The sequence below is a fragment of the Streptomyces sp. NPDC001970 genome, assembly GCF_053594115.1.
The window spans coordinates 17,706-41,329 of sequence record NZ_JBSFDW010000039.1; the positions used below are offsets into that span (position 1 = coordinate 17,706).

18 protein-coding genes and 3 pseudogenes are annotated in these 23,624 nt (G+C 68.2%); 11 read left to right on the plus strand and 10 right to left on the minus strand.

Annotated features, from left to right (window positions below; translation table 11 throughout):
• Positions 1-53 precede the first annotated feature (53 nt).
• Entirely contained in the window at positions 54-830 is a 777-nt protein-coding gene (locus tag ACWCP0_RS34045) for an IclR family transcriptional regulator (RefSeq protein WP_451082616.1), read from the plus strand.
• A 271-nt stretch (positions 831-1,101) separates the two neighbouring features.
• Here ACWCP0_RS34045 and ACWCP0_RS34050 read toward each other — a convergent pair whose 3' ends face one another.
• The 5 genes and pseudogenes from ACWCP0_RS34050 to ACWCP0_RS34070 all read right to left on the minus strand — a co-directional run.
• A complete protein-coding gene (locus ACWCP0_RS34050; RefSeq protein ID WP_451082667.1) occupies positions 1,102-2,211 on the minus strand; it encodes an alpha-hydroxy-acid oxidizing protein in 1,110 nt (369 codons plus the stop codon).
• 120 nt (positions 2,212-2,331) lie between these two features.
• On the minus strand, positions 2,332-3,159 hold the full coding sequence (locus ACWCP0_RS34055) for a class II aldolase/adducin family protein (RefSeq protein ID WP_451082617.1): 828 nt from the start codon (positions 3,157-3,159) through the stop codon (positions 2,332-2,334).
• Between the two features lie 133 nt (positions 3,160-3,292).
• Entirely contained in the window at positions 3,293-4,171 is an 879-nt protein-coding gene (locus ACWCP0_RS34060; protein ID WP_451082618.1) for an alpha/beta fold hydrolase, read from the minus strand.
• On the minus strand, positions 4,171-4,770 hold the full coding sequence (locus ACWCP0_RS34065; RefSeq protein ID WP_451082619.1) for a TetR/AcrR family transcriptional regulator: 600 nt from the start codon (positions 4,768-4,770) through the stop codon (positions 4,171-4,173). The genes ACWCP0_RS34060 and ACWCP0_RS34065 overlap by 1 nt, the downstream gene beginning before the upstream one ends.
• A 521-nt stretch (positions 4,771-5,291) precedes the next feature.
• A pseudogene (locus tag ACWCP0_RS34070) lies at positions 5,292-5,584 on the minus strand (transposase); the annotation flags it as partial.
• Between ACWCP0_RS34070 and ACWCP0_RS34075 the strand changes: the two are divergent.
• Positions 5,515-5,937, plus strand: coding sequence for a hypothetical protein (locus ACWCP0_RS34075; protein WP_451082620.1), 423 nt, complete (start codon positions 5,515-5,517; stop codon positions 5,935-5,937). The pseudogene ACWCP0_RS34070 and the gene ACWCP0_RS34075 sit on opposite strands and share 70 nt — an antisense overlap.
• A gap of 152 nt (positions 5,938-6,089) precedes the next feature.
• Here ACWCP0_RS34075 and ACWCP0_RS34080 read toward each other — a convergent pair whose 3' ends face one another.
• Complete coding sequence (locus tag ACWCP0_RS34080; protein WP_451082621.1) at positions 6,090-6,497, minus strand: hypothetical protein; 408 nt, start codon at positions 6,495-6,497, stop codon at positions 6,090-6,092.
• Positions 6,498-7,419: 922 nt separating this feature from the next.
• On the opposite strand from ACWCP0_RS34080, the gene ACWCP0_RS34085 reads away from it, so the two are divergent.
• The 3 genes and pseudogenes from ACWCP0_RS34085 to ACWCP0_RS34095 all read left to right on the plus strand — a co-directional run bounded on the left by ACWCP0_RS34085 (position 7,420) and on the right by ACWCP0_RS34095 (position 11,378).
• Complete coding sequence (locus ACWCP0_RS34085; protein ID WP_451082622.1) at positions 7,420-8,094, plus strand: carboxymuconolactone decarboxylase family protein; 675 nt, start codon at positions 7,420-7,422, stop codon at positions 8,092-8,094.
• A gap of 314 nt (positions 8,095-8,408) precedes the next feature.
• The gene (locus tag ACWCP0_RS34090) at positions 8,409-9,368 is read left to right on the plus strand and encodes a 3-hydroxyacyl-CoA dehydrogenase family protein (protein WP_451082623.1); all 960 of its coding nucleotides are present in this window, start codon (positions 8,409-8,411) and stop codon (positions 9,366-9,368) included.
• 532 nt (positions 9,369-9,900) lie between these two features.
• Positions 9,901-11,378, plus strand: a pseudogene (locus ACWCP0_RS34095) (ISL3 family transposase).
• A 402-nt stretch (positions 11,379-11,780) separates the two neighbouring features.
• Here ACWCP0_RS34095 and ACWCP0_RS34100 read toward each other — a convergent pair.
• Both ACWCP0_RS34100 and ACWCP0_RS34105 read right to left on the minus strand, forming a co-directional pair.
• On the minus strand, positions 11,781-14,252 hold the full coding sequence (locus tag ACWCP0_RS34100) for a SpoIIE family protein phosphatase (protein ID WP_451082624.1): 2,472 nt from the start codon (positions 14,250-14,252) through the stop codon (positions 11,781-11,783).
• Between the two features lie 287 nt (positions 14,253-14,539).
• Complete coding sequence (locus ACWCP0_RS34105) at positions 14,540-14,887, minus strand: hypothetical protein (protein WP_451082625.1); 348 nt, start codon at positions 14,885-14,887, stop codon at positions 14,540-14,542.
• A gap of 114 nt (positions 14,888-15,001) precedes the next feature.
• Here ACWCP0_RS34105 and ACWCP0_RS34110 point away from each other — a divergent pair, with 114 nt between their 5' ends.
• Together ACWCP0_RS34110 and ACWCP0_RS34115 are read left to right on the plus strand one after the other, a co-directional pair.
• Positions 15,002-15,589, plus strand: a complete 588-nt coding sequence (locus ACWCP0_RS34110) for a hypothetical protein (protein ID WP_451082626.1) — start codon at positions 15,002-15,004, stop codon at positions 15,587-15,589.
• A gap of 203 nt (positions 15,590-15,792) precedes the next feature.
• On the plus strand, positions 15,793-16,413 hold the full coding sequence (locus ACWCP0_RS34115) for a TetR/AcrR family transcriptional regulator (protein ID WP_451082627.1): 621 nt from the start codon (positions 15,793-15,795) through the stop codon (positions 16,411-16,413).
• A 622-nt stretch (positions 16,414-17,035) separates the two neighbouring features.
• On the opposite strand, the gene ACWCP0_RS34120 is transcribed toward ACWCP0_RS34115, so the two are convergent.
• Positions 17,036-18,232 (minus strand): PucR family transcriptional regulator, encoded by a 1,197-nt coding sequence (locus ACWCP0_RS34120; protein ID WP_451082628.1) that lies wholly within the window; start codon positions 18,230-18,232, stop codon positions 17,036-17,038.
• Between the two features lie 121 nt (positions 18,233-18,353).
• On the opposite strand from ACWCP0_RS34120, the gene ACWCP0_RS34125 reads away from it, so the two are divergent.
• The 4 genes and pseudogenes from ACWCP0_RS34125 to ACWCP0_RS34140 all read left to right on the plus strand — a co-directional run.
• Entirely contained in the window at positions 18,354-20,042 is a 1,689-nt protein-coding gene (locus ACWCP0_RS34125; RefSeq protein WP_451082629.1) for an alpha-keto acid decarboxylase family protein, read from the plus strand.
• Between the two features lie 465 nt (positions 20,043-20,507).
• On the plus strand, positions 20,508-21,110 hold the full coding sequence (locus ACWCP0_RS34130) for a hypothetical protein (RefSeq protein ID WP_451082630.1): 603 nt from the start codon (positions 20,508-20,510) through the stop codon (positions 21,108-21,110).
• A gap of 211 nt (positions 21,111-21,321) precedes the next feature.
• A complete protein-coding gene (locus tag ACWCP0_RS34135) occupies positions 21,322-21,594 on the plus strand; it encodes a helix-turn-helix domain-containing protein (protein ID WP_451082631.1) in 273 nt (90 codons plus the stop codon).
• A gap of 30 nt (positions 21,595-21,624) precedes the next feature.
• Positions 21,625-22,161: pseudogene (locus tag ACWCP0_RS34140) on the plus strand (transposase); the annotation flags it as partial.
• A gap of 462 nt (positions 22,162-22,623) precedes the next feature.
• On the opposite strand, the gene ACWCP0_RS34145 reads toward ACWCP0_RS34140, so the two are convergent.
• On the minus strand, positions 22,624-23,280 hold the full coding sequence (locus tag ACWCP0_RS34145; RefSeq protein WP_451082632.1) for a LuxR C-terminal-related transcriptional regulator: 657 nt from the start codon (positions 23,278-23,280) through the stop codon (positions 22,624-22,626).
• Between the last annotated feature and the right edge of the window lie 344 nt (positions 23,281-23,624).

Genomic DNA, 23,624 nt, shown 5'->3' on the forward strand with positions numbered 1-23,624 from the left:
CTGTGCTACTATGCGGCCCATACAGTAGATGGGGAGTCAGGAGGCGTCAACGGATGCGCAGCGTTTTCACGACCTTCTCCGTGCTCGAAGCGCTGGCCGAGGCCCAGCCGGTCGGTGTGGGCGCGCTGGCACGGGAGTTGGATCTGCCCAAGAGCACCGTGCAGCGCAGCCTGACCACGCTGGCCGAATTGGGGTGGATCCGGCCGCTGGACCGCGGCGGCCATACCCGGTGGATGCTGACGGCCAGGCCCCTGAAACTGGCCGGGCACGTGCTGCGCCACGAGGGCATGCTCCGCGAGGCCGCGGCGCCGGCAATGGCGGATCTCGCCGGACAGACCCGCGAGACGATCCACCTGACGATCGTGGACGGTGACAGTGTGATCCTGCTGGACAAGATCGACAGCACCCACGCCGTCCGGAACGTCTCCTGGGTCGGCGGTCGCGCCCCCCTCCACGCGTCGGCCTCCGGACTGGCAATCCTCGCCCACCTGCCGGCGGATGCGATCGCCCGCTACCCGCTGACCAGGTACACCGCCATGACCGTGACGGACATCGAGGCGCTGAGAGACACTCTGTCGGCGGTCCGCAAGCGCGGCTACGCCATCAACACCGGGATGTGGCGCGACGATGTGAGCGCCGTCGCCGCGGCGATCCTGGACCCGGCCGGGGCGCCGGCCGCTTCCCTCAGTATTTCTGTGCCGACCTACCGGCTGTCCGACGAGCTCCAGGACCGGTACGGCATCCTGGTCCGTGACGCCGCCGCACGCGTAACGTCCCTGTGGGACGGACAGGACGCCGAGAACAGTCCCATGACGGAACGGGACGGCTGAAGGGCTGTTGCCCCTTCCGTCGCGCGGGTGTCCCGACCGGTTGATCGCGGCCGGCCGGGGCATCGGAACAGGGCCTCCTGAACAGCTCGGTGGCGTCAGCCGACCCGAGCAGCAGAAGACCCTGCTGTCGCCGTTGCACGCTGCCGGATGCGCAGTCCGGTTCGGTCGCCCCGGATTGCAACTGCCCGGCTCACGGTCCGGGAACGCTGCTGAGAACCCGATGTGCTTCGATGCTCCGCAGAGCGGGGTCGTCGAGTGTCCCGTCGACGTACTACGGGCGTCGCCGCAAAGCGGAGGGGCTGAGGTCTGCGATCTTCGGGTAGCCGTCGACCGCCATGAGGAGGTCGGCCTCCGCGAGGAGGGAACGCAGCACGTGGACGATCCCGTCCTCGCCCCCCAGCGCGAGACCGTAGACGTAGGGCCGCCCCACCGCCACCGCCCGCGCGCCCAGCGCCAGGGCTTTCACGATGTGGTCGCCGGAGCGCACGCCCGAATCGAAGATCACCGGAGTATCGCCGGCCGCATCGACGACATCCGGCAGCATGTCGAGTGAGGCAAGGCCGCCGTTGGCCTGGCGTCCACCGTGGTTCGAGCAGTAGATCGCATCGGCACCGCCGTCGATGGCCCGTCGGACGTCCTCAGGATGCATGATTCCCTTGAGGATCAGCGGCAGGTCGGTCATGGAACGGAACCAGGCGAGATCGTCCCACGTCAGGCGCGGGTTGCCGAAGGTCATCGCCCAGGCTCCCACTGCGGCTTGGAGGTCCTCTGCCGGGTACTTGGCCAACCGGGACGTGAAGACCGGGTCGCTGAAGTAGTTCTCAAGGGCCAGCCCTCGCAGTTGGGGGAAGTTCGAGCGGCTGAGGTCGCGAGGCCGCCACCCGGGGATCCAGGTGTCCAGCGTGACGACGATCCCCTTGAAACCCGCCTTCTCGGCCCGGTGCACCAGGCTTTCGGCGAGTTCCCGGTCGTTCGGGGGGTAGAGCTGGAAGAAGCCCGGGGTGTCACCGAACTCAGCGGCGACAGCCTCCATGGGGTCGACCGTGAGCGTGGAGGCGATCATTGGAACACCGGTCCGCGCCGAGGCCCGCGCCACGGCCAGGTCACCATGACCGTCCTGCGCGCACAGGCCGATCACCCCCACGGGGGCCATCAACAGTGGGGACGGGAGGGACAGCCCGCACAGCTCGATGGACAGGTCTCGCCGGGCTCCGTCGACGAGCATCCTCGGGATCAGCCCCCAGTCGTCGAACGCCGAGACGTTGAGGTCCTGAGTGTACTCGTCGCCCGCCCCGCCGGCGACGTAGGAGAGGAGCCAGGGGTCCAATGCCTGGGAACCTCGCTCCTCCAGCTCGGCGTAGGTCATCGGCATCTTCGGCATGACGCCGGAGAGCCCGTTGAGGTAGATATCGAACTGGTAGTCGCCAAAGTTCGACACGCGGATTCGTGCCTCCTCCCGATCGGTTCTCGCTCGGCTGGTCGGTTCTCGCTCGGTCGGGCCTCAGTCGAACAGGTCTGGTGACGAGGCGACGATCTGGTCCCACAGCGGACGGAACTGGAACCAGCCCGCGAGCGGCCCGCCGATCTGTGCGCGGACCTGCTCCGCGGTCTCCCGGTCGATCTCATCCGGGGTGCCGGCGGCCATGGCCAGGAGCTGCGCCTGGCACGACCGTTCCATCGTGATGAACCACCACGCGGCGGCGGCAACCGACTGACCGACGGTCAGCAGGCCGTGGTTCTTCAGGATCACGGCCTTCGCCGAACCGAGCGCCTCGCCGATGCGACGCCCCTCTTCAAAGTCGCTCACGACTCCCCGGTAGTCGGCGTAGAGGCCCTGGTCCTCGAAGAAGGCGCAGGCGTCCTGCGTGAGCGGGGCCAGCGGTATCCCGAGCGCCGAGAACGCCTTGCCGTGCAGGGAATGCGCGTGCGCGGCCGCAACAGCGTCGGGGCGTGCCCCGTGGACCTCGGCGTGGATGCAGAAGGCAGCACGGTTCACCGGGCGCCTGCCGTGCAGCAGGTTGCCCTCATGGTCGACACGGATCAGGTCGGAGACCTTGATCTGATTGAAGCTCATCCCGAACGGGTTGACCCAGAACGTGTCGGGGAACTCGGGGTCACGGGCGGTGATGTGCCCGGCGACCCCCTCGGAGAAGCCCAGCTTCCCGAAGACCCGGAAGGCGGCCGCGAGTTCCCGCTTGCGCACCTCGCGCTCCTCGTCGACCGAGAGCCCCACGGGCGGGAGCGGCAGATCGAAGTCGTCGGGGATCGGGCCGACGTTGGCCCGGATCAGGTCGAGCATCTCGGGGGCGTAACGCTGCGTGGTCGTCATGGTCTTCGTTCCTCTCGATGTGCGGAGACTTCGATATACGGAGACTTCTGTGTACGGCGGCCTCGGTGTGCGAGACCCCATGTGCGCAGACGTGGTCAGGCCTTGGGCGCGGTGACATCGACCCATGCGGACGTCAGTCGCTTCCTCCCGCATCGAGAATCAGGGAGGCGACGCGTTGCGGCGCCTCCAATGGGGGCCAGTGTCCGACGTCCGCAAGGGCATGGAGCGTCGCGTCCGGCATGCGTTCGCCGATCCGCTCGGCGATGTGGGCACCCGAGACGGGGTCGCGCAGGCCCCAGATGAACGTCGTGGGCAGGTCGCCGGCCTCCATGGCTTCCACCCATCGGTCGCGGTGGGCAACCCGGTCGGCGATGTAGCGGATGAGCCGGTGGTAGTTCAGGTGGCCGTCACCGCGGTTCACGCTCTTCCACATCTCGGCCATGTCGGCGCTCGCGTCGTAGTGCGCGGCGAACGTCGGTGCGAGTGCGGTGGCCATGAGCTCGGCGTTCAGCGATGCGCTGAGCTTGGGGCCGGTTTCCGGGTCGAGCAGCGCCGTCTGGGCCGGTCGCTGTCGATGGAGTTCCGGGTAGACGCCGGAGTTCAGCAGCGTCAGGTTCGTGATCCGGCTCTTCAATGACCCGTCGGCCCTGCGCGCGAGCAGCTCCTGCGCCACAGTGGCGCCGTAGTCGTGCGCCACGAGACGCGTCGAGGCCACCGCCTCGTGCTGCCACAGCGCGGCCACCAGGTCGGCCTGCTCGTGGATCGAGTAGTCGTGATCGGCCGGCTTCTCGCTGGCGCCGAAGCCGAGGAAGTCCGGCATGAGGAGGGTGTGGTGGGCGGCGAGAGCGGGTACCGCCCGGGCCCAGTCGTGCGACGAACTGGGGAATCCGTGGAGCAGGGTCATCACGGGGCCGCTGCCGATGCGGCGGACGAACACCTCGCGCCGGACTCCGGCGACGGTGAGCGGGACCAGATCCCCTTCGGACCACCACTGCTCGATACCGGTGGTCATCAGATGCCCCCCAACAGCGCGGGCAGGAAACGGCGTTCCAGCTCGCCGTGCGGGAGTGCCGCCGGCTCCACCAGGCTCTGTGCGAGTCCGCCTTCCCGGACGGCGACGACGAAGCGCATCAGCATGTCGAGATCCGTCCCGGTCACCTTGCTCGGTGTGGTGGTGAGGAGCGGTGCGATCAGCTCCGCGAGTGCCGCCCGGATCGCCGCGTCATGGCGAGCGAGCGCTTCGGCCGCCTCGGGATTGCGGATGGCGTGGAGAGTGAACTCGGTGGAGATGAGGAACCAGCTGCGCGTCTCATCGTCCACGACACTTGCCAGCTCGATGAACGTGGCGATCGGGTGCTCGGAGACGACGGCCTGGTCCACCGCCTCACCGAGCTGTTTGACGACGATCTCGGAGCGCCGAGTGAACAGGGCAAGGAAGAGTTCGTCCTTGGAGCCGTAGTTCGAGTAGAACGCACCGGTCGTATAGCCGGCCCGTGTGCACAGCTCTGCGATCGAGACCCCGTGAAACCCATGCTCGGCGAACGCCTGCTCGGCCGCGTTGAGGAGGCGCTCGTTCGTCTCCCGTCGTCTCTTGGTCACGCGTTCTGCCATGCGTCCCACCTGTTTCTCATCATGATTATCGACTATGCAGGATAGGAGTACCAATCGGATAGGAATCCCTATCCGATAGGGGAAGCTATCAACCGAGGATGCTGCGACACAAGACCCGCGATGGAGCGTCAGCGGCAGGGCGACGCATTCCGATCCAGGGCGCAAGGCCGCACCGGGAAACGTCCACGCATGCCGATCCGGGTCCCCCACAACCTGGTATCGGAGAGTCACCGCCGGCCAACGGATGTCCCGGGCATCCACCCCGTTGCCGGCCGTCGTGGGCCCGCCGACACAGAGGGCCCGCACCCCGGTGGCAGGCTCGACGAGCCGCGTCCCCGGGAATCAAAGACGGACTCCCATGGCCGACCCGCTGCCCGGCCCGCGAAGGTTGGTGAACCCGTCGGGGGGACGCCCGCAGCGGCGGCCGCGCGGCGAATCCCGCCGGCCGTACCGGCCGACATCCGGCGCGGCCGCGAATCGCGGCCCGCGCTGTTCGCCGTCCTGCTCCCAGAGGGGAGAACTCACCGTTCGTGGAGACTGAGCGGGAGTGAGTCCTGTGCCAGGGCCCATGCTCAGCCGGACGCCCCGAACGGTGTTGGGCGTTCTGGTCCACCGCGTTCGCTCCGCGTCCGGGCGGCACGGATCGTGTCCGTGGTCCGGGAATGCGGGGGCGGTTTCCCTCACGCCCCGGGACGCCCTGTCCGGCCTGGACGGTCCGATGCCCCGCACAATCACTCCGGTCGTATGGGGGCGGTGCCGTCCGTCGCCGGATCGGGTGCCCCAGGGCGCGCCTGCCGATCGCCACGGCGGCAGCGCAAGCAGGGGCAGCCGGTCAACATCACCGACGACCACACCCGGCTCACCCTGGACACCATCGCCCTGTCCGGGTTCGGCCACCGGTTCCAGTCCTTCGACGAGGAGGAACTGCACCCCTTCCTCGACGCCCTGCTGGGCGCGTTGACGGAGTCGCTGCGGCGCTCGCCCGCGAGGATGAAGACGGCCGTCCCTGCGGCGCGGCCCCACTCCGCACGGTTCATCGAGCCGGCTGTGCGCGCCGGCGGGAGGGGTGGCAGCCAGAGCCGTGCGCGCGGCTGCGACGCGTGGCCGTCCTTCACTTCGGTGGGCCAGGTCGGTTACGACCTGCGCCGTCGCACGGGCGGCCGGTAGGCGGGAGGGGCTGTTGAGCCCGCTCCCGCCTACCGGCCGCTTCAGGCGAGTTCAGAGGACGCGCGGAGCAGGGCCGGTACCTGTCTCACCGGTTGCGGCTCCCGGCATGCTCGGACCGGTTCGAGTCATCCCGGTCGTCACGCTGGTCCAGGTCAGCCCGCTGGTCCCCGGTCGTCCCGGTCAGCCCGGTCGTCCCGGTCGTCCCGGTGGTTTCCGAAGTTCCCGTCATTCCAGTTGCGGTAGTCCCTGCAGTCCCTGTCGTGCTTCCAGCCGCAGTCCTCGTCGTCCCACTGGTAGACGTGACCGTGGCGGCCGCACCGGTCCCAGTCGACATAGCGATCGCTGTGCTCGCGGGCGCGGCAGTTGTCCTCGCGGTCGTGCCGGTAGTCGCCACTGCGGCCGGAACGGGAGTCGTCGGACTTGACACTGCCGACTGAGCGCTGGCCATGGTCGGATACAGGAGTCGCGGCCGCGGCAGTGCCCCCGGCACCGAGAACGGCTCCACCCGCTACCGCGGCGGAGGCGGCAGCGAGAGAAATGCGCTTCGTGAGCTTCCTCATGGTTTTCCCTTCAGGTGGGCGCAATCCCAGCGATTGCTCGTGCAAGTGATGCGATGCGCTACCTACTGTCGAAGCCGCATCGGCGCGACTCACCCCTCGTGGGGTCGGCCGGCGGCCACCGTTCGAAACAGAGGCCGCCGATCGGGCGACACTCCACCCACATTCCATACATCGTATGGAAGCGGGTCAATTTTTACCATACGACGTATGGAAGCGTCGAGTGCAGGGGCTGCACGGCCGGTGGTGCGCTCTGACCATGCCGCCCTCGACCGGTGTGAGCGGCAAGCCCGGAACCCTGTCCCCGGCTGCGCCGGTGCCGCAGTTGGCCGGCCGGGAGGCTGCCGTCGACCTTGACCCTCACGAACGCGAGGCCGACCGTCGCCGTGCCCGGTTTTCCACTCCGCCGAAGGTTCACCTTGGCAACGCCTACGAGCGGCATCTTGCGAGTCCCCGCACACTGATCTGGGCAAGGAGACCGCGGCTCGCGGGACCGCCGAGCCTTCCCGTCGCGGTGGCGCGAGCTTCTTGCTCCCGCGGGCATGTGCCGGGCGGATGCCCGGTCGCCACGGTCGGCCGGCCGTGTTCGGCCTGCTTGGCGCCCCACTCCCCTGGCCTGCGACTCCACTCCGCCGGCGCCTCCAGAACCCCCGAATGACGCGGAATGCGGGCCCTCGGGCGCCGTGTCCGGTGACGTCGGTTCGCAGTAGATCTCCGGTCCAGCTGAAAAGCCACATCCTCGTCCGGCCGCAACAGCACTGTGATCGGAGTACGAAACCCGGCCGGACGGAGAGGGCCTACAAGAATATGTAGTCGGACATCACCGAGTCGCCACATCCGATACCTAAGCTGGCAAATGTAGACAATCGACCCACAGTTCAGTGAGGGTGGCCCCACCGTTCCGAACGGTCTGGTCCTCGAGGCTGTGGAGGCGGCAGAAATGCGGCGGTTATGGGCCCGGAAATCGATCATTGGCCTGTCCGCTGCCGCCGCACACCGGTACTTCGCCGCCACATTCCCAGAAGGAGCCTTTGTGTCTCGTCTTCCCTACCCCGACCGGAACGATTTCCCCAAGGAGCTGCGCGACTTCCTCGACCAACTGCCGCAGCACGCCGCATTCGACATGCTGTCGCACTCCCAGGCCACCATTGAGATCTTTCTCCGGCAGGGTCAGGCGCAGTTCACCCGGCTGGCACTCTCCCCGCGAAACCGCGAACTGACCATTCTGACCGCGGCCAGCGCAACGGACTGCGAGTACGAGTTCGTCCAGCACGTGCCGATGGCAGCATCCCTCGGCGTTTCGGACACCATACGGAATGCGATCGAGCGCAAGGACTTCAACGCCCCGGAGCTCCCCGACGACGACCGTGCGATCATCCGTTTCGTCGCCGCGGTCGTCGCCGCCCCGACCGTTTCCGACGAGATATTCTCCGCCGTCAAGGAACGCTTCACTCCGCGCGAGATCCTCGAGATCATGCAAGTGACCGGATTCTACTGGTCTTTCGGGCGGGTCTGCACCGTGCTCGGGGTCGAGGTCGAGAACGACCACGGCGATGCCGTCATCGACGCGAGCCGGCGTATGCAGGAGACGGCGCAGTGACCCTGGGAGGTGTCGGCCGAATACAGGCCGGCACCTCCCCGGCGAGCAGGCGCGTAGCTCGGAAAAATCGCAGTCCGTGCTTATCTGCGATTTCCGGTCACGAATCGTCGGACGCACCAGGGACCCACGACAGCCCTCAATGATCCTCGTGACAGCTCCCCGAACCGTGGTCGCTCCAGTCATGTGCCCATCACGGGCCTGCCCTGCGTCAGGAATTGTCCGGAGCGGCACATGCATCGTGGCCTCCGCACCGGATTTCAAACTTCACACTTCGTCGCGCAGCGACGCGCACCATCCGAAAGGCATCGCACACCATGAGCACTGCGAAGGCGGAATCCTTCCGCAACATCACCATCGTCGGCGCCGGCGTCATCGGCACCTCCTGGGCAGCACTGTGTCTCGCCCGCGGATTCGAGGTCACCATCAGCGACCCCGCGCCCACGGCCGAGAGCCAGGTGCGCTCAGGCCTGGCCGACATCGCACCCACGCTGGAAGAGCTGGGTATGCGAACCGACGATCTGACTGCGCGTCTGCGTTTCGAGGCCGACCTGGCCACCGCGGTGACCCACGCCGACGTGGTGCAGGAGAACGGCCCAGAGCGCCTGGAAGTCAAGCACCAGATGTGGGCCACCATCGAGGAAAACGCCCCTGCCCATGCGCTCTTCGCCACCTCGACCTCGGGTCTTCCGGCCAGCGAGATCGCCACAGTCCTCAAGCAGCCCGAGCGCCTCATCGTCGGCCACCCCTTCAACCCGCCACACCTCGTGCCCCTTGTCGAGATCGTTCCGGGCAGGCTCACCTCTGAGGAGACCGTTGAGCAGGCATGCGCCTTCTACAGCGCGCTGGGCAAGAAACCTCAGGTCCTGCACGAGGAAGTTCGCGGTTTCGTCGCCAACCGTCTGCAGGCGGCCTTCTTCCGCGAGTGTGTCCACCTCGTAGCCGAGGGAGTGGTGACCGAGCAGGAACTCGACGAGCTCGTCACCTCCTCGATCGGTCCGCGTTGGGCGGTCGCCGGCCCGTTCAAGAGCTTCCATCTCGGCGGCGGTTCCGGCGGGTTCGCCCACTTCCTCTCGCATCTGGCCCCCGCGATGGAGCAGAGCTGGAAGTTCCTGGGAAACCCGACCTTTGACGAGACCACCGTCGAGCTGCTGAGGGAGCAGGCCGATGCCTACCTCGGCGACCGGCCCATCGAGGAAATGGCCGCCAAGCGGGATCAGGGGCAGATCGCCCTCATGCGTGCGCTGGGTGAGCTGTCGCCCGCTCCCGCCGGATAAGACACCCTGGCTTCGACTTCTCCGTGCTCAGCGAGTTCCGCACCCGTTTGCTGCGAGGCCCGGACGGTCAGATCGTCGACTTGACCCGGCCCTGAAGGACTCCGTTGGCAAAAGGACGGGGCGGACATCCTGGCTCGCACTCTGGCTGGGAGTGGATCACTTGACCTGCGGATCCGTGAGTCAAAGTGGCCCCCACGGCCAGCGGTTCGTGCCTTTCCCAACGGAGTCCTGAAGGGCCGGGCTTGGAGGTAGCGCCCAACTGGCTGCTGGGTGAGCTCCTCCATCCAGACACCGCTATGGGGTGGCAGAGACGCGTGACTCACGCCCCGCAGTCCACACAGCCTCGCCCTTGCAGGCGACGTTGCGGGAAGCGTTCCGGTCTGCGTGGGCAACGACCCCGCAGGGGTCTGTACGGTCAACGGCCCTGTCTCACATTCGGTGGTGACGGAGAGTCGTGAGGGTCGTTGACTTTCATGTGAAGGATGTCAACGAGCTTGTGCGGACGGTGTTTTCGGGGCTTTCCCCGCTGGTCATGGAGGATGTGGCCGACGAGGGTGAGCGGATCGTGGTGCGGGCGCGGACGCCGCAGGAGGCCGCGGTCTGTCCGGTGTGCGGGGCGTCTTCGGGGCGGGTGCACGGATATCACTGGCGGATCGTGGCCGACGTTCCGGTCGACGGGCGCCGGGTGGTGGTCCGTGTGCGGGTGCGGCGTCTGGTGTGTCCCACGCGCGGCTGCCGCCACACCTTCCGCGAGCAGGTGCCCGGGGTGCTCGAGCGTTACCAGCGCCGCACCGCTCGTCTGACCAGGCAGGTCAAGGCCGTGGTCAAGGAGTTAGCGGGCCGGGCGGGGGCGCGGTTGCTGGCGATACTCGCGGTGGCCTGTCTCGTCACACGGCCCTGCGCACCCTGTTGCGCATCCCGTTACCCACCGGGCGGGTGCCCCGCGTGATCGGCGTCGACGACTTTGCTCTGCGCCGGTGGCACCGCTATGCCACCGTGGTGATCGACGCCGAGACCCATGAGCGAATCGACGTGCTGCCCGACCGCACCGCCGACACGCTGGAGGCGTGGCTGCGCGACCGTCCGGGCATTGGGGTCGTATGCCGCGACGGCTCAGCCACCTACGCCGAGGCCATCCGCCGCGCCCTGCCCGACGCGGTGCAGGTCGCCGACCGGTGGCATCTGTGGCACAACCTGTGCGAAGCCGCCCTGAGCGAGGTGAAGGCGCACAGCAGCTGCTGGGCCACCGTACTGGACGCACCCATCTACGACGGGCCCCGGGCCCAGACCACCCAGGAACGCCGGCACCAGGTCCACGGCCTGCTCGACCAGGGCGTGGGCCTGCTCGGATGCGCCCGCCGACTGCAGCTGGCCCTGAACACCGTCAAACGCTACGCCCGCGCCGACCGGCCCGAGCGCATGCTCCGCGTCCCCAAATGCCGTGCCAGCCTTGTCGACCCCTACCGCGAGCACCTGCGCAAACGCCGGGCCGATGACCCCGCCGTCCCCGTCAAGCACCTCTTCGAAGAGATCAAGGCACTCGGCCACGAGGGCTGCCTCAACCTCCTGCACAAGTACATCAACCAAGGCTGCGCAGACACCGACCGCAGCCACATCTCCGCACGCCGACTCGCCCGCATGCTGCTGACCAGGCCCGACAAACTCAAGACCGAACATCACGATCCCCTGGCCCGGCTCACCACTGCCTGCCCCGAAATGACCCAACTTGCCTCCTGCGTCAGGGACTTCGCCGAGCTCCTGACGCCTCGCGCAGGAAATGCCGATGGGCTCGCGCGCTGGATCATCCAGGTCCGCGCAATCGACCTGCCCCATCTGCACGCCTTCACGCGGGGCCTGGAGCGGGATCGCGACGCCATGATCGCCGCGCTCACACTCCCGTACAGCAACGGCCCCACCGAGGGCGTCAACACCAAGACCAAGCGGATCGCGCGCCAGATGCACGGACGAGCAGGCTTCACCCTCCTTCGCCACCGCATCCTCCTCGGATAGCGGCACACTCCGTCACCACCGAATATGAGGCAGGGCCGTTCACTGGACAGACCCTCACAGCCATCGGTTTCGACCGGAACAGGCGACCCGGCCCCTTGATCCCGAACCTCCCATCACCAGGACAGGGCTCGAAGTAGCGACCGGCGCACACAAGCGGATCTACCTCACCCCCGGAGCGCGCCGAAGGCGCCCTGAGTCGCTGACCAGCAAGATTCTTGTGGCCTGCGACGGCCGGGGCCGACGTTCGGCCTGGTGGTCACAGGTGGCGGCTCCAACGACTGGACCCGGTTCACCGCCATGAGGCACGGTGATACGGGTTCTCCGCCTCGGGCCGGGACGGCCGCGGGATGTCATCGCTCGCACCGAGCGCGAGAGCCTGTCCCTGTGTTTGGGCGGTTGACCTCATGAGCCGGGTGCGAGTTGCTGTTCGGCCCAGATGAGTTTGCCGTCGCCTGTGCAGCGGGTTCCCCATCGGCGGGACAGCTTCGAGACGAGGAGGAGGCCGCGGCCGTTCTCGTCGGTGGTGCCGGGGCGGCGCAGGCGCGGGTAGCTGTCGCTGGTGTCGGAGACCTCGCAGGTCAGCATCTCGTGCCGGATGAGGCGCAGGCCGATGGGGCCGCTGCCGTGGAGGAGGGCGTTGGTGACCAGTTCGCTGACGATCAGTTCGGTGGCATCGGCCAGGTGCTCCAGTCCCCACCGGTCCAGTTGGCTCGTGGCGAGGGCGCGGGCGCGGCTGACGACGGCCGGGTCGGCCGGCAGCTGCCAGGAGGCGGCCTGGCTCGGGCCGAGTTGGCGGGTCCGGGCGAGGAGGAGGGTGACATCGTCGCTCGGTGCCCGGGTGGGCAGTGTGTCGATCGCGGAAGAGCAGAGGTCTTCCAGCGGGAGCCCGGGATGTGCCAGCGCGGTGGCCAGGCGGTCCATCCCGACGTCGATGTCGTGGTCGCGGTCCTCGATCAGGCCGTCGGTGTAGAGGGCGATCACGCTGTTCTCGGGCAGTTCCAGGGTGACGGATTCGAACGGGACCGTGCCGATGCCCAGTGGGGCTCCGGTGGGCAGGTCGGGAAAGGTGACACCGCCGTGCGGGTCGACGATCGCGGGCGGCGGATGGCCGGCCCGGGCGAAGGTGCACTGCCGGGTGACCGGGTCGTAGACGGCGTACAGGCACGTGGCTCCCGTGGCCGCGACCGCCTGGCCACGGGGATCGGCGTCTTCGTCGGCCAGTCGGAGGACCAGCTCGTCAAGGTGGGCGAGCAGTTCATCGGGACGTACATCCATGTCGGCCAGCGTGCGCACGGCGGTGCGGAGTTGGCCCATGGTCGCCGCCGCGTTGATGCCATGTCCGACCACGTCGCCGACGACCAGGGCCACCCGGGCGCCGGACAGCGGGATCACATCGAACCAGTCGCCCCCGACGCTGTGGTGGTCGTCGGCCGGCAGGTAGCGCCAGGCCACGTCGGCGGCGGACCCGCCAGTGGCGCGGTGGGGCAGCAGGTGGCGCTGGAGAGCGAGGGCCGCGGCGCGTTCGCGCGCGTAGCGGCGGGCGTTGTCCAAGGACAATGCGGCCCAGCTGACGAGTTCCTCGGCCAGGAGCAGGTCGTCCTCCTCGAACGGCATGTCGTTTTCCGTGCGTACGAACGCTGCCACGCCCAGTACGGCGCCCCGCGCATGGATCGGGACGACCATCAGGGAGTGCATTCCGTTGTCGTGGATCTTCCGCACCCGCGCGGGGTGTTGCCGGTCCACCCAGGTGCCCGGGGAAGTGTCCAGCATCGGCTCGAAGTGCGACTTTCCGGAGCGCAGGACGTCGTTGAAGGGCGAGACCGGAGAGACGAAGACCGGCTCTCCCCGCGCGAACAGGGACTCCGGTACCTCCCGATGGATCGAGGCAAGGCCCGCTCGGCGGAAGGCGGGGATGTCCCCTCCCTGCGGCCCGAGACGGGCGAGGGGCTCTTCGCCGAGCGGGACCGATTCCGCCAGGTCGACGGAGACGAAGTCCGCGAGCAACGGCACCGCGAGGTCGGCCAGTTCCTGCCCTGTGCGCATGACGTCCAGGGTGGTTCCGATGTTCTTGCTGGCCTCGCCCAGGATCGCGAGGCGCTCACGAGCCCGCCGGCTGTCGGTGACATCCATGCTCACGGCGCAGACGCCCAGCGCACGGCCATGAGCGTCGTCAAGACGGAAGAGGGAGGCCGCCAACGTGCGCTTCCCGCGTCCATGGACGGGCAGGAAGGCCCGGTATTCCGTATGGATGGCCGGGACACCGCTCTCGAGCACCTGCCGCATCAGCGCCTCGATCGTCTCCGCCTCCGGGCCGGGCACCGCCTCCGACAGCGTGCAACCGAGCCGTCTGTGGAGAGGGATGCCGTCCTTGAGGCCCTGCGTGTCGTTGACCCAGGTGCAGCGCAGCTGCGTGTCGCGTATCACGACGCCGATCGGCACATGGCTCTGGAGGTTCAATGCAGCCGGGATCGAGTGCACCAGCGATCCGTCCGCACCCCACGAGGGAAACGTGACCTTGTCAATCGCCGATACGACCCACCGGGCCCGGCCGTCCTGCCCGTACAAAGACGACACGCACAACCGCACATCCAGCCTGCGCCCGTCGCGATGGAGGACGTTCACAAAGCCGGACCAACGGCCCCGGGCACTGCTCTCCTCCACAACCGTCGGTGCTTTCGCCCGGTCTTCGGTAGCCGCCAGCAGGAAGGCACCGGGCCGGCCGACCACTTCGGCGGCCGAGTAACCGACAAGCTGCTGGGCGGCCTGCGTCCACCCGACCACCGTCCCTTCCGCGTCAAGCAGGGCTATCGCCGCGCCTGCTGTCTGGAAAGCCGCCTGAGCTGTGGTGAATCCCGCTCCTGCCGGGCTGTCCATTGATCGTCCCTTCCTGTCCCCGTGATGTGGACCGGTGCTTGGCCGTCGCGGGCGCGCCGCTCATCGGCTGTTGTCTGGTGGTGTCGCAGTCCTCGACTGCTGCGGCCTGCTCCCGTTGAGCAGCGGTGTCACGGCGGCAACGGAGAGAGCAGGAATCCGACGAGGGCGCGGGGCGAAGCCACAGCCTCCCGCCTGGATGACATCCAACTCAGGATGTTCCATATCATCCTCTATCTCAGGTATGAGCAGTTCAAGGACGATACTCAGGCATCTGTGGATTAAAGGTGTCACCTAGAATTGATGCCAGATGCCGACCTTGGGAGTGAGGGGTCGACCGGGACCGCCCACATTCGCAGAAGGCGGCGTCGCGCGAGCAGGTGCGGCGCACGGCAGCCCGCACGTGCCGGCTCCAAGTACTCCTGACCGCTTGAGGAGTACTGCCGGTTGATGAACATCGCCACGCCGCGCCCGGCGGACTGCGGGTCCGGCCTCAGGCCGTACGGCAGCGTCGCCGCGGCGGCGCCCGGGTCGGTGAGGAACTCGGCACCGATCACGGTGCCGACATCGCGCCACGGCGGCGCCGGAGCCCGGTTCGCGATGCCGCGGGGAGGCAGGGGAACGGTGCAGCTCTTCATGGCGGAGCTCCTTGCGGGAAGAGAGGAAGCGCCCTGTTTGTCCGATGCTTCGAGCTTTTCACCGCGAAACAAGCAGATCTACGGCGAAAAGCCGGAATTGGCGGGCTCTAATTCGTGGAATCCCCGAGCCCGGAATCTATCGGCGCCGCTCCCGGACGCGGCCCGGCAGGCCATGGCCCGGACCTGTACGGCCGGCGGCGCGCCCAGCAGGGCCTGTCCATCGAGCAGTTGCCCGGGGCCTATCACGTCACCTTCCGCGAGGCCTGGCACATGATCCTGCGGCAGGCCACGGCCGACGAGCCCGAGCACGTCGGCGAGCTGGCGTATCTGGTCGTCTTCCTCTGGACCTGGTTCCGCGTCCTCATGGGGAACGCGTCCGAGGCTTACGGCGAGGAGCTCCGGCGCGCCCAGGTCACCCGGGCCACTCTCGCTCACCGGCTGTTCGCCGAGCTCACCGCCGATCCCATCCGGTTGGAGCCGGCGGCCACCCCGGCCCAGGCGCTCGGCTACGAAGCGGACGGCGAGTTCCAGGCGCTGTGCCTGCCGGGCGAGGACTGGCCGGACGACCGCGCAGAACAACTGCGGCACCGACCGACCACGCAGCGCGAACCCGCTTCCCGCTCCCGGGCGCGGCTCTTGATCGCGGAGATCGTGACGGCCGGGACATGGCCGAGGCGGATGAGGTTGCCCGAGTACGGATGACGACCCGTGGACCTGGCTTCACGGCGCCACACGAGCCCCGTCCGCCAGGAGGCCGAGTGCGCCATGAAGAAGTCGGGGTCGTCACTCCGGAAGGCGACCACGGTCAGATCAGGCCTGCTCGACGCGGTCCCTCAGAGCGGCGAGCTACTGGAGCGTGTCCACGTCGGGCAGCTAATGAATTTCCGTCTACTAAGATGAGTGGCATGAGTCCCGAACGCACCGGTGCACGCACCCGCCTGGACCCGGCCACCCGCCGGGAGCAGTTGCTGCAGACCGGTGCCCGCCTGTTCGCCGAGCAGCCCTTCGAGGAGGTCTCCATCGAGGAGATCTCCAAGCTGGCCGGCGTCTCGCGGGGGCTGATGTACCGCTACTTCGCGACGAAACGCGACCTGTTCCGCGCGGTCGTCCAGGAGGCCGCCCACCGCCTGAGCGAAGTCCCCGATCCCGATCCTGGTCTGCCCTTCGAAGAGCAGCTCACCGCCCGCCTGGATGCGTACATCGCCGCCTACGAGGCCAACGCCACCCTCGTACGAGCGGCGTACGCCGGTATGGCCTCCGCCGACGAAGAGGTACGCGCGATCATCGCCGCCCAGGCCCGCGGCCACGAGGACAGCATCCTGGCCACCATCACGTCGGTGGGTGCGGTGGAGACACCCAAGCTGCGCATGGCCGTGCGGGGCTGGGTCCTCATGTGCCATATGCTCATGATCGACTGGCTGGAGAGCCGGGAGATCGCCCGCGACGAGCTGCTGGATCTGTTCCGCAAATGCCTGCTCGCCCTTATCGACGACGCGCTCGCATCACGGGCGACCACCAGCGCGTAGCGTCCTTCTCCGGACACCCGCGGCAGCTCGTCGGCCGCCGGATACTGCACCGGCCCTCGCAACACCGGGGTCTCCTCGACGCGTGCAGGATCACTCCGGTGACGGCCTTACGGCCACACCGGCAACGGGGTCGCGATTGCGGCGGACAAACAGACCGCAGTCCGGCCGGCGTCCGCGTTCCGGGATACGGCAGGCGTCGGTGGCGCGGAACACGACGGCACGGTCCTCGCCGGCTGTGCCCCAGCAACGCTCGGCCAGTTGCCTACGGTGGGTCGCACCCGGCAGCGAAGGCGGTGGGCCTGAGTCGCCGCAATCCGCCGGGGTCGGAGTCGGCTCCGCCGAAGACGCCGCCAAGGGTCGCCGCCAAAGCCGCCGCCACCTCCGGCGACGGCAGCAGCTTCACCTGCACCACGACCTTCACCCGAACAACCTAACCGCCACCACTGGCAACAGCCGAAAGCACAGGTCACGACAGGTACGCAGGGAACTCCGCCGCTTCGCGGCTCCGCTCCAAGGACCCATTCCTCCCCGGCCTGAAGGCCGGGGCATCCTGGGAGAAATCAGGTGAATCACTGAGATTCGCTGAAACTCACTGAGGCTGAGGCAGGCACGACCCATGACGTCAGCCGGCCGGATAGAGGCGAAGCGCGACCAGGGACGCGACAAGTCCGTCGCCGGTGCGCGGATCGAATCCGGTGAGTTCGTGCCACCGGCTGAGCCGGTATGCCAGAGAGTTCGGGTGCAGGTGCAGCGCGCGGGCCGCCGCGGCCACCGACAGGCCGTGGTCGGCGAATGCGACGACGGCCTCGGCCAGGTGGTCGTCCGTGCGCGCGGTGGCCGCGGCCTTGGTGAACAGCGGGGCGAGGCGGGTGGCCTGCCCGCCGAGGCCGGCGGCGAGCCAGGCGTCGGCGAAGCGTACAACGCGGTGCTGCCCGCTCGTCCGGGACAGCGCCTGGGTCGCGTCGGTGATGCTGTCCACCGCCCCGGCCAGGCCGGGCCGGGGCAGGCCGACGCCGACCGCGGTGCCGCGCGCCGGCGGCGAGATCGCCTTGGCGGTAGCGACGACCGTGTCCGGGTCGTGCCGCTGGCCCAGTACCAGGAGCCGGGTGCCGGCGGTTGCGCAGTGGAGTACGCCGGGCAGGGTGGTCAGCCGGTGCCGTAGTTGTTCGGTGCGGTCGTCCGGCCAGTCCTCGGCCGGCAGGCACAGCGCCTGGAACTCGCCGTCCGGTTCGTAGCCGAGCGCCTGGGCCAGGGTGGCCGCCGGCTCCCACTCGAGGGGGTCGGCGGTGAGCGCGGCGAACAGCCGGTGGGCGAGCGTGGCCCGGGTGACCTGGGCGCGCCGGAGTTCCTCGCCGTAGGCCTCGGAGGCGTTGCCCATGAGGACCCGGAACCAGGTCCAGATGGGGGCGACCAGATACGCCAGCTCGCCGACGTGCTCGGGTTCGTCGGTCGTGGCCTTCCGCAGGATCATGTTCCAGACCTCGCGGTAGTTGATGTGGTAGGCACCGAGCAGCAGTTCGATGGACAGGCCCTGCTGAGCGCGCCGCCGGCCGAGTTCCCGGGCGCGCGTGATGGGCTCGTCCTGCGGCGGGCTCTGCTCGGCGATGCCGACCAGCAGCATGCGGCCCTGGTACAGCACGAACTGGCGCTGTTCCTCCGCAGGCACGACGGCGTACTCGGGGATCTCGGCCCGGATTCGCCGGACGATCTCGTGACTGGTCGCCGGCAGGTCCTCGGCGATGCGTGCGCAGATCCGGGCGACGGCCTGCCGGGCCGCGTCCGAGAGCGGCGCCGCCAGATCAGGGTTCGTCGATTCCACAAAGTCGAGCCTAGCAATTCCAGACTTTCGCCGTAGCTTCGCCCGATGCCGTGGTGAAAAGCTCAAAGCGTCGGATGAAACAGTGCGAGACAGGCGCACCCGCCGGAAATCGAGGCCAGACATGTCGGGCGACTACACCGTTGGCGACTACCTACTTGCCAGACTGGCCGAGATCGGTGTTCGGCACCTGTTCGGCGTGCCGGGCGACTACAACATGGGCTTCCTCGATCACGTCATCGACCACGACCGGATCAGCTGGGTCGGCAACGCCAACGAGCTCAACGCGGCCTACGCGGCCGACGGCTACGCCCGCATCAACGGGGCCGGCGCCCTGGTGACCACCTACGGGGTGGGCGAGCTCAGCGCGATCAACGGGATCGCCGGCGCCCACGCCGAATACGTACCGATGATCCACATCGTCGGCGCACCGTCCACGGCTGCGCAACAGGCCGGAGCCCTGCTTCACCACACCCTCGGTGACGGCGACTACCGGCACTTCGTCCGGGCGCACGCCGAGGTCACCGTGGCCCAGGCGTACCTGAGTGCGGGCAACGCGATCGCCGAGATCGACCGGGTGCTGGCAACCAGTCAAAGGGAACGCCGCCCCGGCTACCTGGCGCTGCCCACGGACGTGGCGGCGAGCCCGGCCGAGCCGCCGACGGAACCCTTGATCGTGCCGGAGCCGGAGGCCTCGGCCCAGGTGCTGGCCCGGTTCACCGACGCCGCCCGCACCATGCTGGCCGAGGCCGGCACACTGGGTGTGCTTGCCGACTTCCTCGTCGACCGGTTCGGTGTCCGGGCCGAGTTGGCCGACCTGGTCGCCGCCGGCCAGATCCCGAACGCGACGCTGTCCATGGGCAAAGGCGTGCTCGACGAGAGCGCCCCGAGCTTCGTCGGCACCTACAGCGGCGTCTTCAGCGCGAAGCGGGTGCTCACCGCCGTCGAGGAGGCTGACGTGCTGCTGTCGGTCGGTGTGCGGTTCAGCGACAGCACCACCGGGTTCACTCACCGTATCGACCCGGACCGGACCATCGACATACAGCCCTTCGCCACCTACCTCGGCGACCGGGTGTTCGCACCCCTGCCGATGCGCGACGCGGTCCGTGCGCTGACCGCGCTGGTGGCCGAGTCCGGCCGGTCGTGGGCACGCTCGGATCTTCCGCCGGTTGCGGCCGGTGACCTGGCCGGCGACGCGGCCTCCGACACTACGGACAGTCTGCGCCAGGCACAGTTGTGGCCGGCGATCCAGGAGTTCCTGCAGCCGGGCGACATCGTGCTCGCCGACCTGGGCACCTCGCTCTTCGGGGCGCAGGCGATGCGGCTGCCGGCCCGGGCGACATTCATCGGCCAGCCACTGTGGGCCTCCATCGGGTACGCCCTCCCGGCAACCCTCGGCGCCCAGCTCGCGGCGCCCGGGCGGCGCACGATCCTGCTCATCGGGGACGGATCCGCGCAGGTGACCGCTCAAGAGATCGGCACCCTGCTGCGGGAAGGCTGCACGCCGATCGTGCTGCTGATCAACAACGGCCGCTACACCATCGAGAACGCACTTCACGGCAGGGAGCAACGCTACAACGACATTCCCCAGTGGAACTGGACCCTGCTCCCGGCGGCCATGGGAGGCGACTCGGCGACCACCATGCGGGCAAGCACACCGGCCGAGCTGACCACGGCACTGGCCCACGCCGCCGATCTGGGTGACCTGGTGCTCCTGGAGGCCGTCGTGCCCGCATCAGACCTCCCGGACATGCTGCTGCGGGCCACGGCGCACTCGCCCGCCGACACCGAGTACGTCGACCCGGCCCGCTGACCCCGACGACAACTGCGCCCGCTGCGCGGCAGCAGTGGCCTCCGCCGGCCGCAGTGGTACTCGCCTGGAGTGCGACACCGCGCCAAGAGAAAAGAACCTAACAGGAACGTGTAGTTGGGCATCAGTGAAGTGACCGTCACACTACTGGACACCGATTCACCAACTACTTGACATCGGTTCATCGGTGCCTCATGGTTGCTAGTGGTCACGAATTCATTAGTGGACCGCCGCGCAGAAGGAGAGGCATCCGCCACTCCCCCACCGGCCGCCACACGTAACCCGGTCAGGACCCAGGGCTCCGCAGGGACCCGGTCCGCGGGTGCGCGCCGGCCCAGCGGCATCTCTCTGGATGGTGCTTCTCATCCAGATTTCGCGTCGTACCACAGCCTGCGACACCTTTCGAACCGGTAACCCGCTCACACACGCGGGATTCGCCGACGTCACAAGAAAAGGAAAGACACTCCCATGGATCGCAAACTCGAATGCCTGTCGCGCTTCGGCGCGGTCTGCGGCGTCCTCTTCGGCCTGTCGCTGGGCGTTCCCGGCGCGATTGAGGCGTTCACCGGGGAGACCGCCGCGACCAGTTTCATCGTCGGCCTCGGAGTCGCGGCCTTCGGCGTACCGGCTCTCATCGCCTTCCATCTCCGCCAGGCGGACGCCTCCGGCCGCTTCGGGGTGGTCGCCGCCGCTGTCAACATCATCGGCCTCGGGCTGTTCGCCGGGGCCTCGTTCACCTACAACGTGGTGCTGTTCTTCGTCGAACCGGACGTCTTCAAGGCCGTGGCCGACGGACCGTCGATGTGGGCGATCCTCAGTGGGGGCGCGACCTTCATCATCGGAACCTTGCTGTTTGGAGTCTCCATGGCGCGCACGGGCGTGCTCCCGCGGCCCGCGGCTGTGGGTTACACCATCACGCTGGTCCTGCTCGCCCTGCTCGGCAGGCTGCCCGACACCTTGCTCAGCAGCGCCAACCACGTAGCCGCCTGCGTCGCGCTGATATTCCTGTCCCGCTCCGTCTGGCGCGCAAGCTCGACTCCGGTGAACCGCAGCCCTGTGCCAGCGGTTTGATCCGACGTGGATGACCTGATCGGACCAACCCTCCGCCGACGGGTGGCGCCGTCCCGGAATCGGGCGGCGACACCGCCCACGATGACGCGCCGGCGAGGCGGTGGGGTCAGGGGGCTCACAACTGCTGCGGGTTTCATCAGCGGATCTCAACGTTTCTCAACTCCCCTTTCGGTTCAGGGGCGTTGTCGGTGGGGGCCGGTAGGCTGATCGGGTGATCATTACGCATGCCTACCGGTTTGCGCTGGACCCGACTCCTGGTCAGGTCGGGGCGCTGCTGCGGCATGCCGGGGCGGCGCGGGTGGCGTTCAACTGGGGACTTGCCCGGGTGAAGGCGAAGCTGGCTCAGCGGGAGGCGGAGCGCTCGTACGGGATCGCTGAGGATGCGCTGACGCCACCTGTGTCGTGGTCGATGTATTCCCTGCGCAAAGCCTTCAACCTGGCCAAGGGGGAGGTTGCGCCGTGGTGGGCGGAGTGTTCGAAGTAGGCCTACGCCACCGGTCTTGATCAGCTCGCCCGTGCGTTGAAGAACTGGTCGGACTCCAGGAGCGGCAAGCGCAAGGGCCCGCGGATGGGCTTCCCCCGTTTCAGGACGAAGGCCAAGGTGACGCCGTCGTTTAGGTTCACCACTGGCACGATCCGGCTGGAGGAGGACCGGCGGCATGTGACGCTGCCGGTGTTGGGCACCATCCGCACCCATGAGTCCACCGGTAAGCTTCACCGCCGGATCACGGTCGGCAGCGCGGTGATCAAGTCCGCGACGGTGCGCCGCCTGGCCGGGCGCTGGTTCGTTTCCTTCACGGTCGAGGTCGAGCGGGCCGACCGCACGCCGTCCAGGCCGGATGGGGTCATCGGCGTCGACCTCGGTATCAAGACCCTGGCGGTGTTCTCCGACGGCCGCCCGGCCGCCGAGAACCCGCGCCACTACGACACGGCCCGGCGTAAGCTCGGCCGCCTGTCGCGGGCGCTCTCCCGTAAGCAGGGCCCCAACCGGCGCACCGGGCAGAAGCCGTCGAACCGATGGCGCAGGGCCAATGCCGCGCGTAACCAGTGAAACCCAAACTGCCTCTGCGGGTACGGACGTAGGTGTGCGCACACTGCGGACTCGTCATCGACCGGGACGAGAACGCAGCACTCAACCTCGCCGCGCTCGTGAAGCGGCACGTCGCCGGGAGTGGCCCGGAGACAGAAAACGGACGTCGAGCCGACCGTAAGACCCCGCCCCGCGGGGCAGGTGGCCGTGAAACGTCTACCCCGCATCGATCCCCCAGGGATCGAATGAGACGGGGACCTTCACCCGGTAACGGGTGAATCACTGAGATTCGTTGAAACTCAGTGAACGGCTGTCATATCGGGTACGGCGGCGGCGGAGGGGCGGACCGGCCGACGTCGGTCCGCCCCTCCGCCGTACCCGCGCAGGCGGCGCCGGCGCGCAGCGCTCCGCGATCAGGCGCGCCGCCGTCACCCGCTCGCAGGCGACTGGGTGCCGGTCTATGGGCCGGCGGTTCGCCTGGTTTCACCGGCATTCTTGCGAGGCAGGGGGCCAGGACGTCGGACGCAGAAATCCGAGGACGTACGCCTTGGCGACCAGTGCCGTCCTGTTCGGCACCTTGAGTGCGCGGCACAACCGGGAGAGGTGGTAATTCACGCCGTCCGCTGTAAGGCCGACCGACCGGGCGATCAGCGCGGACGTGGCTCCGGACGCGACCAGCGTCAGGATACGGACTTCCAGCGGGGACAAGGTGTGCGCGGGAATCGGTTCCTTGCCGTGCGCCACCGGATCGACGTGCAGGAATGCGAGCAGGAGTGTCGAGGAAATGACCTCATCGCTGACGGCTTCCACGGTGAGCTGGCCGGTTCGGGTCGATCCCTGCGCATTCCACTCAACATGGATCGGGTAACGGGAGCGGCGCCCGTGCCGAAGCCCCTCCGTGAGCTTGAGCAACGAATCCTCGTCTGTGGAGACCAGCAGATCGAGCAGATTGCTGTCCCGTATCTGTCCGGGGGTCGATCCCCACAACTCGGCAAATTCCGGGTTGGCTATCATCAGTAAACCGTCGGGGCGGCTTATTGCGGTGGGCACCGGCGACCGGTCGAGCAGTCGCAGGAACCGATTGCGCCAGACCGCCATCTCCTGCCGCAGCTCGGTCGATTCATCGGATTCGTTGATCACGTCGCCCTCGATGCCCTCTGCCGGTTGCCCGGCGGTTTGCTATGCGCCGCTCACCGGTCATGGCTGCGGTGGCCCAGGGCCGCGGTCCACGCCTGCCGCAGTGGTGGTCGGCGCCGAGGGAGTCCTCGATTCCGACGGTTGCGGCTGCCGACCCTGTTCGTCCGGCACTTCGAGCTTTTCACAACGATATGAGCGAAGCTACGGCGAAAATTCGGAAATTCCAGGCCCCGGTTTGTGGGATCGACGAACCCGGATCCACGGCGCCGCTCTCGAACGCGGCCCGGCAGGCCACCGTCCGGATCTGCGCATACGTCGCCGAGGATCTTCCGGACAGGTGCGCGGAC